At 61.8% G+C, this 16,427-nt stretch carries 12 protein-coding genes and 1 riboswitch; of the genes, 8 read left to right on the plus strand and 4 right to left on the minus strand.

Annotated elements, in window-relative coordinates:
* Positions 1 to 3 precede the first annotated feature (3 nt).
* The 3 genes from AC1RQI_RS01485 to AC1RQI_RS01495 form a co-directional block, all read right to left on the minus strand.
* Positions 4 to 942 carry an ABC transporter permease gene (locus AC1RQI_RS01485; protein WP_416635156.1) on the minus strand — a complete coding sequence of 313 codons (939 nt, stop codon included), beginning with the start codon at positions 940 to 942 and terminating at the stop codon, positions 4 to 6.
* Positions 939 to 1,988 (minus strand): ABC transporter permease, encoded by a 1,050-nt coding sequence (locus AC1RQI_RS01490; RefSeq protein ID WP_481903383.1) that lies wholly within the window; start codon positions 1,986 to 1,988, stop codon positions 939 to 941. Before AC1RQI_RS01490 ends, AC1RQI_RS01485 begins: the two co-directional genes overlap by 4 nt.
* A 116-nt stretch (positions 1,989 to 2,104) precedes the next feature.
* A complete protein-coding gene (locus tag AC1RQI_RS01495; protein ID WP_481903384.1) occupies positions 2,105 to 3,673 on the minus strand; it encodes an ABC transporter substrate-binding protein in 1,569 nt (522 codons plus the stop codon).
* A gap of 628 nt (positions 3,674 to 4,301) precedes the next feature.
* Between AC1RQI_RS01495 and AC1RQI_RS01500 the strand changes: the two genes are divergently transcribed.
* The 8 genes from AC1RQI_RS01500 to cobN all read left to right on the plus strand — a co-directional run bounded on the left by AC1RQI_RS01500 (position 4,302) and on the right by cobN (position 14,222).
* A complete protein-coding gene (locus tag AC1RQI_RS01500) occupies positions 4,302 to 5,372 on the plus strand; it encodes a porin (protein ID WP_481903385.1) in 1,071 nt (356 codons plus the stop codon).
* A 137-nt stretch (positions 5,373 to 5,509) separates the two neighbouring features.
* Complete coding sequence (locus AC1RQI_RS01505) at positions 5,510 to 5,767, plus strand: DUF1289 domain-containing protein (RefSeq protein ID WP_416635152.1); 258 nt, start codon at positions 5,510 to 5,512, stop codon at positions 5,765 to 5,767.
* A gap of 110 nt (positions 5,768 to 5,877) precedes the next feature.
* Positions 5,878 to 6,086, plus strand: a riboswitch (cobalamin riboswitch).
* Positions 6,087 to 6,123: 37 nt separating this feature from the next.
* Complete coding sequence (locus tag AC1RQI_RS01510; RefSeq protein WP_481903386.1) at positions 6,124 to 6,315, plus strand: CbtB domain-containing protein; 192 nt, start codon at positions 6,124 to 6,126, stop codon at positions 6,313 to 6,315.
* A gap of 86 nt (positions 6,316 to 6,401) precedes the next feature.
* Positions 6,402 to 7,172 (plus strand): CbtA family protein, encoded by a 771-nt coding sequence (locus AC1RQI_RS01515; RefSeq protein ID WP_481903387.1) that lies wholly within the window; start codon positions 6,402 to 6,404, stop codon positions 7,170 to 7,172.
* Between the two features lie 97 nt (positions 7,173 to 7,269).
* Positions 7,270 to 7,425, plus strand: coding sequence for a hypothetical protein (locus AC1RQI_RS01520; protein ID WP_481903388.1), 156 nt, complete (start codon positions 7,270 to 7,272; stop codon positions 7,423 to 7,425).
* 114 nt (positions 7,426 to 7,539) lie between these two features.
* Positions 7,540 to 9,324 (plus strand): AAA family ATPase, encoded by a 1,785-nt coding sequence (locus tag AC1RQI_RS01525; RefSeq protein WP_481903543.1) that lies wholly within the window; start codon positions 7,540 to 7,542, stop codon positions 9,322 to 9,324.
* Between the two features lie 2 nt (positions 9,325 to 9,326).
* Positions 9,327 to 10,388: a cobalamin biosynthesis protein CobW gene (gene cobW / locus AC1RQI_RS01530; RefSeq protein ID WP_481903389.1), complete on the plus strand. Its 1,062-nt coding sequence runs from the start codon at positions 9,327 to 9,329 to the stop codon at positions 10,386 to 10,388.
* A gap of 12 nt (positions 10,389 to 10,400) precedes the next feature.
* On the plus strand, positions 10,401 to 14,222 hold the full coding sequence (cobN, locus tag AC1RQI_RS01535) for a cobaltochelatase subunit CobN (protein ID WP_481903390.1): 3,822 nt from the start codon (positions 10,401 to 10,403) through the stop codon (positions 14,220 to 14,222).
* Between the two features lie 35 nt (positions 14,223 to 14,257).
* Here the strand turns inward: cobN and AC1RQI_RS01540 are convergent, their stop codons facing one another.
* Positions 14,258 to 16,378, minus strand: a complete 2,121-nt coding sequence (locus tag AC1RQI_RS01540) for a TonB-dependent receptor (protein ID WP_481903391.1) — start codon at positions 16,376 to 16,378, stop codon at positions 14,258 to 14,260.
* Positions 16,379 to 16,427 lie beyond the last annotated feature (49 nt).

Consider the following 16,427-nt stretch of genomic DNA (forward strand, 5'->3'; position numbering starts at 1 on the left):
GACCTATCCCTTATACAGTCGCGGGTTCATTACATCGCGCAGCCAGTCGCCGAGCAGATTGATGACCAGCACCAGAATGACCAGTACGAGGCCGGGGATCAGCGTGATCCACCAGGAGCCGCTCTGGATGTAGTCAAAGCCGGACTTGATCAGCGAGCCCAGCGACGGCTGTGTCTCCGGCATGCCCAGTCCGAGGAAAGACAGCGCCGCCTCTGAAATGATGGCGTTTGCGATCTGAACGGTGGCGATGACGAAGATCGGAGAGAGCGTATTCGGCAGAATGTGCCGGAACATGATGCGCCGTGTGCGAAAGCCCATGACCTTCGCCGCTTCCACGTATTCCTTCTTTTTCTCCGCCAGAACGGAGGCCCGGACCGTCCGGGCAATCTGTGGCCACTCAGCGATACCGATGATCAGAATCAGCATGTAGATGGCGATCTCGCCGAACATCAGGTTGCCAAAACTGGCCTTGAACACGGCCCCGACGATGATCGCGACCATCAGGGTAGTGAACGACAGCTGGACGTCGGCAATCCGCATCAGGATGGAGTCGACCCGGCCTCCCAGATAGCCGGCGAGCAGGCCGAACAGGATGCCGAGCGCCGCCTGCAGGATCACGGCGCCAAAGCCGATCAGCAGGGAGACCCGGGTACCGTACAGGATCGTGGAGAGCAGGTCGCGGCCCTGGGCGTCGGTGCCCAGCGGGAACGATGCATCGCTGCCATCCAGCCATGCCGGAGGCAGCTCGGCGTTCATGATGTTGATGGTTGCCAGGTCGTAGGGGTCGTGGGGCGCCACGGCAGGCGCAAACAGCGCCGCCAGAGCCATTGCCACGAACACCACAAAGCTGACAATGGCCACCTTGTCCCGTTTGAAGCTGTGCCAGAAGAAGGAGCCCCGGAACCGGCTCAGGCGCGAGGCCGGTGCTGTTGTTGTGGTCATGCCTTTGCTCCCGTCAGTTTCACGGTTGGGTTCACCAGCCCGTAGATCAGGTCAACCACCGTATTGGTGATCACGAAAATCAGCCCCACCACCATCAGGTAGGTCACGATCAATGGAATGTCACTGCGTGTGATGGCCTCCAGGAACATCAGGCCAACGCCCGGCCACTGGAAAACCGTTTCCGTCAGGATCGTGTAGGCCACCATGATGCCAAGCTGCACGCCGCCCACCGTGATGACCGGCAGCATGGTGTTCTTCAGGGCATGCACGAAGTGGACGCGACGGGGTGTGAGGCCTTTGGCGCGGGCGTACCGGATGTAGTCGCTCTGGAGCACTTCCATCATTTCCGCGCGGATCAGCCGGATGAACAGCGGCAGCATGATGGCGGCCAGCGAAATGGCCGGTAACACCAGGTTCAGGAGACCGCTGGCGGAGAAGAAATTGGAATCCCAGGTGCCGAACAGGTGTGTCAGGTCATTACCACGCCCATAGGAGGGCATGCCGCCTTCGGTTGACAGCAGCTCGTTCAGCCATTGCCCCCAGCCGGTATCGGACGGGAACCAGGTAACGGTGACGCCGATTGAGAAGAGCTGGATCAGGACGATGGCCGTGAGAAAGACGGGTATGGAGATGCCGACAGTGCTGACGCCCATGAAGAACTTCGCAAGCCAGGCCCGGGGGCGGATGGCTGCGTAAACCCCGATGGGAACGGAGAACAGACCGACGATCAGGCTGGCGGCAATCACCAGCTCCAGTGTAGCGGGCAGGTGGTCGAGGATGACGTCCATCGTTGGCTCTCCATAGAAATAGGAGGTGCCGAGGTCGCCCTGTACGGCGTTTCCGGCAAACCGGGCGTACTGGAAGAGCAGGGGGTCATCCAGGCCGAGTTCCTGGCGGAGTTCTTGGCGTTCGGCGTCAGAGACCGACTGACCGACCATCTGCCGGAGGGGATCGCCCAGACCATCCTGGATGGCAAAGCTGATCACACTGATGATGAACATGACCAGGGCGGCCTGGCCAATTCGCTGAACCAGAAAAGCAAGCATGAGGGACACCAACTATGCGGAGGCGCGGGAACGTCGATCCCGGGCCGTTCTGAACGTTGCCGCCAACGGCTGGCACCGGACCCGGTTTGCGGGCCGGTGAGCCATTGGGCGCCCGTTTATTCGACGACCAGGTCGCCGATGTAGGGGAAGTTCATGACGTTGACGATGGGCTTGATCCTGACGTTCTTCTGCGAAGCCCAGGCCTGGTCCTGCCAGTGCAGCGGGATGAAGGCCGCGTCCTCATACAGTCCTTTTTCAACCTGCTGGAGAAGCTTGGCACGCGTCTCGCGGTTGGTTTCGACGTTGGCCTTCTCGACCAGCTCATCGAGCTCCGGGTTGCAGTAGTTGCCCGCGTTGTACTGGCCGGCGCCGGAATCCGCATCCGGGCACATGGTCAGGAACTCGTAGAAGTTCGCCGAATCCTCGGTGTCCGAATGCCAGCCGATCATCATCATGTCCGCGGCACGGTTGTCGAACTCGGGCCAGTACTGGGCTTTGGGCAGGGTCTTCAGATCCACTTTGATGTTGATCCGGGCCAGCATGGCAGCGACTGCCTGGGCGATCTTGCCGTCATTCACGTAGCGGTTATTGGGTGCCATCATTGAGATGGTGAAGCCATCGCCGTAGCCGGCTTCCTTCATCAACTGCTTCGCCTTGGCCACATCGAATCGCTTCTCAAGCTCCGGCACATGCCCCTGATAGCCCTCTGGGGAGAGTTGGGCGGCCGGTGTGGCGAAACCTTCCATGATCTTCTGGGCGATGCCTTCCTGATTGATCGCATAGGCGAACGCCTTACGGACCCGGGCATCCTTGAACGCTTCAACCCGCTTCTGGTTCATCTGAAACATGATGATGCGGGTGCCACTCATCGTTTCCAGGCTGGTCTTCGGATCACGCTTGATCCGCGCCAGATCCGTCGGCGGAACCGGGGCGATGAAGTCCACGCCACCGGACAGCAGGGCCGAGACGCGCGTGTTGTTTTCCTTGATGGGCGTCAGCGAGATGTGTTCGACGTTACCGGGTGAGGCCTCGTCCCAGTACTCGTCAAAGCGTTCGAACTCCACCTTGACGCCCTGCTGGCGTGACGTGACGCGGTAGGGGCCGGTCCCGGACTGGTTGCGCGAGGCGAAGGTGCTGCCCTGTTTGGAGATCCGGCTCTTGTCGTTGCCGTCTTCGTCAGTGCCCGTGTAGAACTGCTTGTCCAGCGGGAAGATGTAGGTGGCGGCGTTGAGCACGAGGGGATAAGGCTTCTTCGTGACCAGCTCGAACGTGGTGTCGTCGATGATGTTCAGTTCGCTGAAGGGCTTGAAGATGGCCTTGAAGTCCTGACTCCGCTTGAGGCGGTTGAAGGTGAACTTCACGTCTTCACTGGTCAGGGTGTTGCCGGAATGGAACTGGACATCCTCACGCAGGTTGAAGCGCATGGTCCGATCGTCGACGCGTTCCCAGCTCTTGGCCAGGCGGGGCTCGAAGGAAAGGTCCTTGTTCCACCGGATCAGTGGATCAAACGTCATATGGGAAAGCTGGAGGATGCCGCCGGACAGCTGCTCGTGAATGTCCAGAGTGACCGGGTCAGCATCATAGGCAATCCGGATGTCCTTGGTCTCCTCCGATGGCGAGGCGGCTGTCGTGGCCGAGGCTGTGAATGTAATGCAAATGGCAATCGTTGTTATAAGTCGTTTCATGGCGTTCGGGGTCCTGTCGTTATTATTGATCTGCGCCGGCTTCCTACCGGCGCCCTGATTATGAGACCTGATGCCTTTCTGACCCATCCGACCGGAGAATCAGCCAGACAAGACACTGACGAATGTAGGAACTGCCGGTTTTGACGGCAATCGAAAAAACAACATGGCGTTATTCGTCGATCAAATCAGCTCCTTTACCGTTGATCCGAACGATCCCTGATCGGCGCCTCAGGGCGCTGTAGAGGCGCTCCGCACTATCCGGATCGGGCATTAACCATCGCCTGGAAGGCTGGGTCGGGGTTTGCAAAAGTGGTCTGAATTGTTTAGAAGTATAGGGGCGGTCGGCATGAAAAAATTCTAGTGAATTGCTGGAGGTAATAGGGATATCGGTTTTTGAGTGAATGGAACTTGACTGGGGCTACCGCTTAAACGGAAACCGGCACTAACGAACAAGTGGCTGATAAGAATGTCTTAACGGATGGCGTTTCCGGGAAGATGAAAGGCACTTGTCGGTTTAGGGCTGTAACCGCTATAGGAACGCAGTTCGAGATAGTGATCTGGAGCTGACTTAATGGAACGTAAGTGTTGACAGAAACTGAAAACACTTCAGCCAAAGAGAAAACCAAAAATGAAAAAAACCATGATCGTATCCGCTGTCGCTGCGGCGACCTTCTCTGGCTCTGCTGCAGCGATGACCGTTGAGGAATTGGCGGCCAGCATGGACTCCATGCCAACGTTGTACGGTAATATTCAGCTGGTTAACCGCTACGTCGATTCTGACGTCAACAGTGTCACCAACGACGGGCTAAAGGACAACGGCTCCACCATCGGTCTGAAGCACGAGAGTGAAGTGGCACCGGGCATTACTGCGTTCGGAAAGATTGAACTTGAGGGAATCAGGGCGGACGATAAGGAAAGCGGTAGTTCAGGCCTGGACGATCTGGATGAAGCCTATATCGGTATCAAGGGTGAGACATTTGGCAGGATCTGGGTCGGGTCTGATGATTCACAGTATGAAGCACTCGTTGGTGACTATGGTAACTGGATCTATGAAGTGGGTCTGAATAACCTGTATGCGAGTTATACGACCGCTGAAAATGACCTTGTACAGTATGTTTCTCCCAGTTTTGGTGGGCTGACTGTTCACGGTGTCGTTCAGGTCAATGGCATGACCGACTCTGGCAACGGCGATCCTGAGCAGGATGCGAGTCACCCTTATCAGCTGGGTATGAAATACTCCATGGATCCTGTGACTGTGGCAGTGGCTATGGATTCCAACGATGGAACTGGTAGGACAGGTCATTATCTAACCGATCAAAGCAATGAAAACAGCTATGGTCTGAGTGTTGCTTTCGACGTTAACGAGAATCTGACATTGGATGCCTATTACGACAGGCGTAAGGGGCAGGATGCCTATGTCAATGATGGGTCATCCATTGAGCTTGGTGCTGAAAATGGTCAGGACCTGTTCGGTGTCATGGGTCATTATACGATGGGCGCCAACTCGTTCCGTGCATCCTATGAGTCTGCTGAAGCAGATACATCGGACGACGAAAGTGATGTCATCACCGTTCAGGCCAAGCGCAACGTGAACGACAACATGTACGTTTACGCGGAAGCCCTGCAGCGCAACAATGAAGACGTTGGTCTTGACGAAGAAATTAATGAGCTGAATGTTGGCGCTGTCTACTACTTTTGATATGGCGTCACGGGGTCGGGGCAATTCAGATTCAATACCGGTCTGATCGGAATCAGTCAGCCAATTCGGGGTCATTGCCTGCCCGCCAGCGTGGTAGGGTAGGCGGCTTGCCTTTAATAGCCATGGAGGATCCTGTTATGGCCAAGGGGTCTCGTATTGCCTCGCCCTGCGTCGGCGTTTGCCGTCTCCAGAATGAGTCCTGTATCGGTTGCGGCCGGTCCCGGGACCAGATTGTCCGGTGGTCGTCGATGGCTGCCGACGAGCGTGATTCCGTAATGCGGGCGCTTGGTTCCCGTTGCGGTGACTGTGGCCGGGTGCTGCCCGTGCCCGAGGGCGGTACCCCGGCGCAGTGCCCGGACTGTGCCACCCATTGCCCGGCCCCGTCAGTGGGGTAACAGGGCACAATGGGGCGGCAATCGGCCACGCGCATCTGGTGCCGCGCATCGGGTGCAGGGCCCATGAATCCCTCGCCGGGGCGTTGCGCTTTGTCCGGTAAATGAGTAAGGTAATCGCTCAGAAAACAGGTGCCCCGTCAGGGGATAATCGGGAAGTATGGTGCGGCCCTTGAGGCCAATGCCATCGCTGCCCCCGCATCGGTGATAAAGGCGTAGCCTGCGAATACCACTGGTTCCATACCGGGAAGGTGCAGGCGAAGACAGCCAGGCTGGCTGTCTCCTTTTGAGCCCGAAGACCGGCCTGTTTTTGGTATTTCATCCACTAAGGGTGCGGCGGGCACTCAGGGAGTAAAACAATGTCGGTCTATTCCTCCTATACGACCGGGGCGGACTCCGCTTCGGCATCCCAATCCTCTTCGCTCCTCCAGCAAGGTGCCGTCCTGCTGTTTGGCGTTGTCATCCTCTTTGGCGTGGGCTTTCTGCCCATGGAAGCGGTGCACAACGCGGCGCACGATACGCGGCACAGTTTCGTCTTCCCCTGCCACTAAGGGGCAAGCCGCTCATTGGGTTGGTATTAACCGCCCGGTGATTGTGTCTGAACAGCACGAACCATTGATTGCCGGAGGAAAACGGAATGTTTCGATCCTTTATTCTGAGCGCCTGTCTGATTGGCGCAGTTGCTGGCGTATTGCTGACCGCCATCCAGTCCTTTGGGGTTACCCCTATTCTTCTGTCGGCCGAACAGTTCGAAGGCGCTGCGGCGCAACCGGAAGCGGCTGACGCCCATGGCCATGAGCACGACCATAGCCATGGGGGGCATGCGCATGGCGGGGATGGCTGGGCGCCTTCGGATGGCGGTGAACGCCTGTTCTTCACGGGGCTGTCCAACGTGCTCGCGGGCGTTGGTTTTACGGCCGTCATGCTGGTGCTCATGAACCAGCTGCATGAACGCGGACGTTTGAGGCTGACCCCGTTGCATGGGCTTTTGCTGGGGCTGGTTGGTTACCTGGTGGTGTTTGTGGCGCCCTCGCTGGGGCTTCCTCCCGAGGTCCCCGGGGCGAACAGCGCGGCGCTGGCGACGCGTCAGTTGTGGTGGGTCACGACCGTGATCCTGGCTGCCACGGGGCTGGGGCTGCTGTGCCTGGCGTCCGGCTGGAAAAGGGCGCTGGGGCTGCCGTTGCTGGGTCTGCCCTATCTCTTTGTCCCGGCACACCCTGAAGGCCCCTTGTTTTCCCATCCCGACCCGGAGGCGGTCTCGACGCTGCATGCGTTGCATCACGATTTTATCTGGGCGACCGGATTAACCAACCTGGCGTTCTGGCTGGTGGTCGGCCTGGCCTGTGCGCTGGTGCTCAGGCGGATTGCCGGGAACCGGTCCAACGACCCTGAAGACGCGGCCGCGTGAATGCCCTGATGGCCCGTCGGCGGTTTGAACCCGCCGGATGAGGTCACTGTCGCCTTTTGCGATAAGAAGGGCTGGTGGACTACCCCGTGCCGCAACGGTGCTTGATCAAGATGCCATCGAGGCCCGATATGAGCGTTGCGCTCTGGATGTCCTCCGTGGCCCGCAATCGGCGCTCTACGGCCCCAACATCATCGGTGGGGTGATCCTCATGATCACCGAGGGGTCGAAGAGCCTGGCCTTTCAGACGAACTAGCCCTGGACGCCGGCACCCGGCTCGGTCGCAGTGGTGTGCGCAATGCTATACGCCAGGCGCGGCGCCAGTATGGCCACACGCGCTTGCTTGAACGATGGAGTGCCGTCTTTGACGATGCAGGTTGATGAGAACGTATCCATGCCCGTCTTCCCGTTCACCGCTGTGGTGGGACAGGACAATCTGAAAATGGCCCTGATCCTGGCGAGTATTGAGCCACGCCTGGGAGGGGTCCTGATCAGCGGGCCGCGTGGCTGTGCCAAGTCGACCCTGGCGCGTGGTCTGGCACGGTTGCATCCCGGCGGGGAAGGGCGCTTCGTGACGCTGCCGCTGGGCGCCACGGAGGAACAGCTCACCGGCAGCCTGGACCTGGAGAAAGCCCTGGGCGACCAGTCCGTGGCCTTCAATCCAGGTCTGTTGGCAAAGGCCCATGGCGGGGTGCTCTACGTTGACGAGGTGAACCTGTTGCCGGACCCGCTGGTGGATTCGTTGCTTGATGTGGCGGCTTCCGGCGTTAACCGGGTGGAGCGGGACGGCATCAGCCGGACGCATGCGGCCGAGTTCATGCTCGTGGGGACCATGAATCCGGACGAGGGTGAGTTGCGGCCCCAGTTGCTGGATCGCTTCGGGCTCTCGGTAGCGCTGACCACCCCTGACGTGGTCGACGAAAGAGCGGCCATCATGCGCCAGCGCATGGCGTTTGAGCAGGCGCCCCAGGCGTTTGTTGAGCGTTATGCGGCTCAGGAGGCCGACCTTCGTAACCGGATCGAGAGGGCGCGTGAGGTCTATCCGGGCATCGAGTGCCCGGCCAGCGAGGAAACCCGGATCGTGGAGCAGTGCCTGGCAGCCGGGGTTGAAGGGGTGCGAGCCGACATCACCTGGCGCAAGGCCGCCGGGGCCCACGCCGCCTGGCAAGGGAACCGGGTGATTACCGCCGCGGACGTGGACGCCGTGGCGGAGCTGGTCCTGCATCACCGCCGGGGGCATGAGCCGGACTCCTCGGGCTCCCCGCCACCCTCGGGCCAGGGGCATGATGATTCCGGCTCGGGAACCCCCGGGCAGGGCCCTGGTGATGGTGGAAGTCCTGAGGGGGGCCAGGGGGGCGGCGATTGGGGCGGCATGCCACCCAGCGCGGTCAGCCCCGGTGATCCCCGCACGTTCCGGATGCAGGAACAGCCCGAGGGCCTGCGCGCGATGCCAGCCAACAAACCCCGATCAGTGGGATTGAGTGCCGAGCGATCCCCGGGGCGTTGCGACGGGGCGAGAAAGGGTGCGTCCGGTCAGGGCAGGAGCGACGGGAGCGTCGACTGGTTCCGCACGCTGGTAGCCCGGCAGCGCTCGTCGGGTGATGCCTCATCAACGCTGTACTTCCGGCCACACCGCCGGGTATCGCACACCTTGAACTGCGTGTTGCTCGATGCCTCTGGCTCGACGCTGAACAATGGGGCATTGGCGGACGCGGAGGCCGTGGTTCTTTCCATTGCCCACCAGTCCTACCAGGCTCGCCAGCAGCTTGCGATCCTGGCATTCGGCAACGACGACTGCCGGTGGCTCTTGCCACCGCGTCGCGCGCCCAGGGACTGTCGCCCTTACCTGTCGGGCCTGCCGGCCGGAGGCGGCACGCCACTGAGGCGAGCCCTGCTGCAAGTCCGTGACCGGATCAGCGAGCAACGCCACCGTGAGCCGGAACTGAGCGCCCGGGTCTATCTGCTGACCGACGGCCTCAGCCGTAACCCGGTTCAGGACATCCAGTTGACCGCCTCCCTGACGGTCATCGACACCGAACGCGCGCGCGTGCCACTGGGGCGCTGCCGGAAACTGGCCCAGACCCTGGGCGGGGCGTACCAGCAGCTGGCGGACGCTGCCCCGCGTGCGCGGCCCACCATTAATGGAGTGAATTGACCATGCAACTCGACAAGATCAACGCCACTGTGGTTACCGGCTTTCTTGGAAGCGGCAAGACCACCCTGTTGTCCAACATCCTCCAGCGTGCCGATGGTAAGCGTATTGCTGTCATCGTTAACGAGTTCGGCGAGATGGATATGGACGCCGAGCTCCTCCGGGGCTGTCCCCTGGCGTGCGACGACGGCACCGACCAGGGCGACGGCATTTTTGAACTGGCGAACGGCTGCATCTGCTGCACCGTTGAGGAAGAGTTCGTGCCGGTCATGGAAAAGCTCATCGAGCAGCGGGACCGGATCGACCATATCCTCATCGAAACCTCGGGCCTGGCCCTGCCCAAGCCGCTGGTCCAGGCCTTCAACTGGCCGGGAGTGCGCGAGCACTGCACCGTCGATTCGGTGATCGCCGTGGTGGACGCACCGGCCGTTGCGGCGGGCCGCTACGCCAATGACCCGGAACGGGTCGAGCGCCAGCGTCTGGCGGATGACAGCCTGGATCATGACCCGACCCTGAGGGAATTGCTGGAGGACCAGCTGGGGTCGGCGGACCTGGTCATCGCCAGCAAGAGCGATCAGCTGGAGGCGCCGGAACGGGATCAGGTCACCGCCGCGGTGCGCGAGCACCTGCCGCAGTCGGTCAAGGTGTTGTTCGTCGAGAACGGCGAGGTGGAGAACGACCTGTTGATGGGGCTTGATGCGGCAACGGAGGCGCGGATTGAGTCGGTGCAGACCCATCACGACCGCCACCATGCCGAGGGCGAGGAACACGGCCATGCCCATGATCATTTCGACAACTGCGTGATCAGCCTGGGCAAGGTCGATAGCAACGCGCTGCTGGAGCGCATTCGCTCGGTGGTGGCCGAACATGCCGTCTACCGCATCAAGGGGTTTGCGGACACCGGCAAGCCCATGCGCCAGGTAGTGCAGGTGGTGGGCGAACGGGTGGCGCACTATTTCGACCGCCCCTGGGAGCAGGACGAAGCCCGCGATACCCGGCTGGTGGTGATCGGCCGCGACCTGGAGCATGACACACTCCATCAAGCGCTCGCGGGGGCGCAGGTCTGACCGGAGGCCACCATGCACATGCTTTCCGCCCAGCCCGGGGGCTTTACCGACGAGCCGGGCATCATCGACCTGGCGCAGAGCCCGGCCGACATGGTGATACTGGCGGCGGCCGATGGCACGCTCGGCCTGTTGACGGATGTTGCTGAGCAACTGCCGCAAGATTACCCAAGCCTGCGGCTGGCGAACTGGTTGAACCTCACCAAGCCGGCGGCGCTGGACCTGTACCGGGACAAGGTGCTGGATCACGCGCGGCTGGTGGTGGTATCGCTGCTCGGCGGCCGGGCCTATTGGCCCTATGGGCTGGAACAGCTCCAGGAATGGGCGGAGGAGGACGGGGAGCGCACACTGATCGTGGTGCCCGGGGACGACAGCGAGGATGTCGAGCTGCTGACCAGCGGTACCGTTGACGAGACCGTCGCACGGCGTGTCTGGCGCTACCTGCGTGAAGGCGGACGAGATAACGCCTTCCAGCTTTACCGGTACCTTGGGGCCTATGGCTTCGGACGGGATGAGCCCTGGCGGGAGCCGGCACCGCTGCCGCGTGCGCTCATCTATCACCCCCGCAAAGGGGAGGCGGCGCTTGGGGACTGGTATGAGGACTGGACACAGGACCGGCCGGTGGCGCTGATGCTGTTCTACCGCAGCCATCTGCAGGCCGCCAACATGACCATGTTCGACGGGTTGATCGACGTCCTGGCGGAAAACGGTCTCAATCCATTGCCGGTGGCGGTGGCGTCACCCAAGGAGCCTGCCTGCCTGGCGACGGTTAATGAACTGGTCGAGGCGGCCGATGCCCGGGTGCTGCTCAACACCACCGGTTTCGCCATGCAGGCAGGGGCCAATGCCGCCATGGATTCCAGTCCCGGTGGTCCCGGCTCACCGTTCCACCGGGACCTGCCCATCCTGCAGTTGATCATCGCCAGTTGCACACGGAGTGACTGGGCGGAGCAGAGCCAAGGGCTGCGCGGGCGCGACATTGCGATGCACATCGCCCTTCCGGAGCTGGATGGTCGCATCATTACCCGGCCGGTCAGCTTCAAGAGCGCGAGCCGTTACAGCAGTCGTTGCCAGCTGGATGTGGTGCGTTATGAGTTGCACCCGGAGCGGGCCCGCTTTGTGGCCCAGCTGGCACGCCGGTGGTGCGGGTTGCGCCAGGCCCGGAATGACACCAAGCGGGTGGCGCTGGTGCTCGCCAATTACCCGACCCGCGACGGGCGAATCGGTAATGGCGTTGGGCTGGACACACCACGCTCCACCCTGACCCTGCTCAGGGCGATGGCGGAAGCCGGCTACCCAGTCTCTGACCTGCCCGAGGATGGCACCGCGCTGATCGAGCAACTCCAGGCGGGGATCACCAATAACGCTGAGACGCTCGCGGCTTCGCCCTGTTATCAGAGCCTGGATCTGGCAACCTACCGGCGTTGGTTCGCCAGCTTGCCCGCAAACTGCCAACAGGCGGTTCGGGAACGCTGGGGAGAGCCCGAGGCTGACCCGAAGTGTCGGGGTGGCCGCCTGATGGTCCCCGGTATCCGTCTGGGAGAAACCTTCGTTGGCATGCAACCATCCCGTGGCTATGACGTGGACCTGACCGCCAGCTACCACGATCCAGACCTGGTGCCGCCACACGGCTACCTGGCGTTCTACTGCTGGTTGCGCGAGGTTTACGGGGTTTCCGCCGTGGTGCACGTTGGCAAGCACGGCAACCTTGAATGGCTGCCGGGCAAGGGGGTGGGCCTTTCGGACCAATGCTGGCCGGACATTGCGCTCGGGCCCATGCCCCAGCTGTACCCCTTCATCGTGAACGATCCGGGGGAGGGAGCCCAGGCCAAGCGCCGGAGCCAGGCCGTGATTGTTGATCACATGACGCCGCCCCTGTCCCGGGCGGAAACCCATGGCGAGCTGGCGGAACTCGAGCGTCTTGTGGATGAATACTATCAGGCGATGGGTCTGGACCAGCGCCGGGAAGACCATCTGCGCCAGTCAATACTCAACCATGTGCGTGAGAGCCATATCGCCGAGGAACTCAGTGGGCGCCCCGGTGAGGAGGCGGAAGACCCCGAGACGGCCCTGTTGCGCCAGCTTGATGACTATCTGTGTGACATCAAGGAGGCCCAGATCCGCGATGGCCTGCACTGCTTGGGCGAGCGTCCGCCCGAGACCTCGCTGAGGGACACCCTGGTTGCCCTGGTGCGCCTGCCCAGGGGGGATGGAGATGAAGACGCCAGCCTGCTGCACGCCCTGGCGCAGGACCTGGCGCTGGGCGAGGACTTCGACCCACTCAAGTCGGAGGCCGCGCAATGGCAGGGGCCCAGGCCGGCGGCACTGGCCCGCGTCAGCCCTGAACCGTGGCGCAATGGTCACGATACCCGTGAACGGTTGGAGGCGCTGGCGAGCCAGTTGGTGGCCGGCGTCGTGCTGGGGCATCAGGAGGGCAGTGAGCCAGCGCCGGAATGGCGGCGTACGCGGGCGCTTCTGGCCCATGTCCGCGAGGTGGTTTATCCCGCGCTCACCCAGGGTCTCGAGGATGAGATCGGACACTGCCTCGCGGGCCTTGAGGGCCGGTTTGTGCCGCCCGGGCCCAGTGGGGCTCCCACCCGGGGACGGCTGGATACGCTGCCCACCGGGCGCAATTTCTACGCCGTGGACAGCCGGGCGATCCCGACCCAGACGGCCTGGGAGCTGGGGCAGGCTTCGGCCGATGCATTGGTGCGGCGCCACCTCCAGGACCATGGGGAATACCCGGAGCAGGTTGGGCTTTCGGTCTGGGGGACGGCAACCATGCGCACCGGTGGCGATGACATTGCCCAGGCGTTTGCACTGATGGGAGTGCGGCCGGTCTGGGCGCCGGGGTCCAGCCGGGTGGTGGATTTTGAGGTCATGCCCAACTTCCTGATGGACCGCCCACGGATTGACGTGACGCTGCGGGTCTCCGGTTTTTTCCGGGATGCGTTTCCCAACGTGATCCGGTTGTTCGACGCGGCGGTGCAGAAGCTGGCCGAGCTCCAGGAACCGGGGAATACCAACACCATTCGCGCCAATGTCGAGGCCCAGCGTGAGAGCCTAAGGGCGGAGGGGGTGGATGCTGGCGACGCGGATCGCCAGGCGGCGTTCCGGGTCTTTGGGGCCAAGCCTGGAGCCTATGGCGCGGGCTTGCAGGGGCCCATTGATGAACGCCATTGGTCGGACGGCGGCGACCTGGCGCGTGCCTACATCAACTGGGGCGGCTACGCCTACACTCAGGAAACGGACGGGGAGGCCGCTCCAGACGCCTTTGCCCGCCGCCTGGGGCAACTCGACACGGTGATCCAGAACCAGGACAACCGCGAGCACGACATCCTGGATTCTGGTGACTATTACCAGTTCCAGGGTGGCATGACCAATGCGGTGCGCGAGATGGGGGGCAGGCAGCCGACCATCTATCATGCCGACCACAGCAACCCCGCCGCGCCCAGGGTCCGGACCCTCAAGGAGGAGCTCAATCGCGTGGTGCGCAGTCGTGTGACCAACCCCAAGTGGATCCAGGGCATGCAGCGCCACGGGTACAAGGGCGCTTTCGAGATGGCCGCCAGCGTGGACTACCTTTTTGCCTATGATGCCACTACCGGCCTGGTGGACGACTACCAGTACGCCAATGTGAGCGAGGCGCTGGTCTTTGAGGCTGGCAACCGCGAGTTCATGGAACGGAACAATCCGGAGGCGCTGCGCGAGATGGGGGAACGGCTCCTGGAGGCCATGCAGCGCGGACTCTGGGCCGAGCCGGGCGATTACCGCGAGGGCGTGGAGACGTTGTTGATGGACATGGCGGAGCAGCGGGAGGGCGGGGCCCAGGGCTAGGCCTGGGCCCGTTGGGCCGCCCGGTTGCCGTGGCGTCAGAAGCTGTAGCTGAGTTCGCCGTTTACGGAACGCGGCTTGCCTGGCCTTCTGGACGAGCGCCAGTAGTCGGTATCAAGCAGGTTGCGCACAGCAAGCTTGGCGCTCCAATGACGCCCTTGCCAGCCAACCATGGCATCAACTCGGGTGAAGCCGTCCAGGTGCGCGGTGCTGCCATCGCGATCGTAGTTGTAGCGGTCGCCCTGGTGGGTGACGCCCATTTCGCCGTACCATCGGTCGTTGGGAACATAGCGGACAAAGGCATTGCCCTGAACGTTGCTGGTGTTCTCCAGGTGGCGGCCTTCCTCGGCGGGCTCTTCACGGTTTTCAACCACCTCCGCCGACATGACGCCCAATGAGCCGCGCAGGTACCAGTGTTCAACCATCTGGCCGGTCATGCTCAGCTCCAGGCCCTGGGAACGCTCCTTGCCACGCACCGCCCACCGGTAGGGATCGTTTTCCGGGTCGGGCTGGTAACGGATATTACGGTGTTCGATGTGGTACACCGACACCGTGGAGGTCAGCCGCTCATCCAGCCAGTCGCTCTCCAGGCCGATTTCATACTGGCGGTTTTCCTCGGGGTCCGTATTGAAGGTGTCGCTGTCCCCGGAGGAACTGATGCCCAGGTACCCCTGGCCGCCATAGGGTGAGAAACTCTGGCTGAGGGAAGTGTAGACGGTGTGGTCCCCGGTCAGGTCGTAAACCACCCCGGCGTCCGGGCTGAATGCGGTTTCCCCGTAGCGGCTGCTTTCATCATCAATGTTGGTGCTCTTGAATTCATAGTCATCAATGCGGCCACCCAGCATTACTTTAAGGGCGGGTGTCAGCTCAATCAGGTCCTGCACGAACAGGGATTGGGTGTCCGCCTCGTGGACGTTATCGAAGAATACGGGGGCATTGGCCTGGTCAGGACGGGGCCAACTGGCCGGGTCATTGGGATCAATGGCAACCAAGTCGCTTTCGAAACCGACCCGCGGAACCCGTTCTTCCCGGCTGTCCTCCAGCCCAACGGTGATTTGGTGGGTCAGTCCCGCCGTCTCCATCTCACCGGTGAGTTTGAGGGTGTTGGTGAGGGTTGTGTTGTCGGTGTCCTGCCACGCGTAGTTGCGCGACAGCAGCCCGGAATCCTCATTGAAACTGCCAGCGTAGTGGTGATCGAAGTTCTGTTCGGCTTCCCGGTAACCCACCAGCCAATCAAGTTTCCAATCCTTGGCAATCTGGTAGCTCACCTTGGAGCGGGCGAAATGCAGGATGTCCTCAACGTAATCCCCGGGATGGGCGAAGCCGGTGTCATAGTCAATCCCCATGCGGTCGTATTCGGTTTTGCTCGGGCCGCGGTCGGGGACCCGCCAGGTTTTGTCGTACGTGTACTGGGCCTCCCAGGTGAGGCTGCCGTCATCGGAGGTCATCACGACACTCGGTGACACCATGTCGTTTTCGCTTTCAATGCCGGAACGGAACGAGTTGGACTTGCCGGTTTCACCGGTAAGGCGTACTGCAAGGTTGTCATTGACGACCTCGTTGATGTCCACGTTCACGCTGCGGTCCGCCCAGGAACCATAGCTGACGCCCAGCTGACGCTTCGGCGTGAAGTTGGCGGATTTGCTGACCAGGTTGATGACACCGCCGCCGTTGCTGCGGCCATAAAGCGCCGAGGCGGGCCCCTTGAGGATCTCGACCCGCTCGATATTGGCGGTGCTGCGCCGGACCTGGCCGCTGGAGCGGATGCCGTCACGGTGAATGTCGTTGGCGTCGGCCCTGAATCCTCGCAGGTAGATGTTTTCGCTGCGCATGTCGTAGCCCGCATCGACACCGGCGTTGCCTTCCAGAATGGAACTCAGGTCGTCGGTGCCGTAGTTCTGGTCATTCTGGATGTTGATGACATCAATGGTTTTCGGAACATCCTCGCTTGGAAGGCCGTTGCGGGTAATGGTCGCCCCTTCGTAATCCACATATCCCTCTGTCGGGCTCGACGCCGAACTGGACTCGATCAGCAGGGTGGGCAGGGTGGCGGAATAGTCGGTGTTGTCCTCGGTCGCCAGGGCCGGTTGGGCCAGCCCAGCGGTGGCAAGCATGACGTTGATCGTGTAGAGAGCGCCGGGGGAACGAAAGTCTCGCATGGTTGTCGAGGTTCCTCGTTGATTGAATGGTTGGCCGTCAGCGGGGCGA

Source organism: Salicola sp. AFF1, assembly GCF_056783195.1.

Coding starts and splice junctions, on each gene's coding strand:
- AC1RQI_RS01525 (WP_481903543.1), top strand. CDS start 7,540: ATGCAGGTTGATGAGAACGTATCCATGCCCGTCTTCCCGTTCACCGCT.
- cobN (WP_481903390.1), top strand. CDS start 10,401: ATGCACATGCTTTCCGCCCAGCCCGGGGGCTTTACCGACGAGCCGGGC.
- AC1RQI_RS01500 (WP_481903385.1), top strand. CDS start 4,302: ATGAAAAAAACCATGATCGTATCCGCTGTCGCTGCGGCGACCTTCTCT.
- AC1RQI_RS01490 (WP_481903383.1), bottom strand. CDS start 1,988: ATGCTTGCTTTTCTGGTTCAGCGAATTGGCCAGGCCGCCCTGGTCATG.
- AC1RQI_RS01505 (WP_416635152.1), top strand. CDS start 5,510: ATGGCCAAGGGGTCTCGTATTGCCTCGCCCTGCGTCGGCGTTTGCCGT.
- AC1RQI_RS01485 (WP_416635156.1), bottom strand. CDS start 942: ATGACCACAACAACAGCACCGGCCTCGCGCCTGAGCCGGTTCCGGGGC.
- AC1RQI_RS01495 (WP_481903384.1), bottom strand. CDS start 3,673: ATGAAACGACTTATAACAACGATTGCCATTTGCATTACATTCACAGCC.
- cobW (WP_481903389.1), top strand. CDS start 9,327: ATGCAACTCGACAAGATCAACGCCACTGTGGTTACCGGCTTTCTTGGA.
- AC1RQI_RS01540 (WP_481903391.1), bottom strand. CDS start 16,378: ATGCGAGACTTTCGTTCCCCCGGCGCTCTCTACACGATCAACGTCATG.
- AC1RQI_RS01515 (WP_481903387.1), top strand. CDS start 6,402: ATGTTTCGATCCTTTATTCTGAGCGCCTGTCTGATTGGCGCAGTTGCT.
- AC1RQI_RS01510 (WP_481903386.1), top strand. CDS start 6,124: ATGTCGGTCTATTCCTCCTATACGACCGGGGCGGACTCCGCTTCGGCA.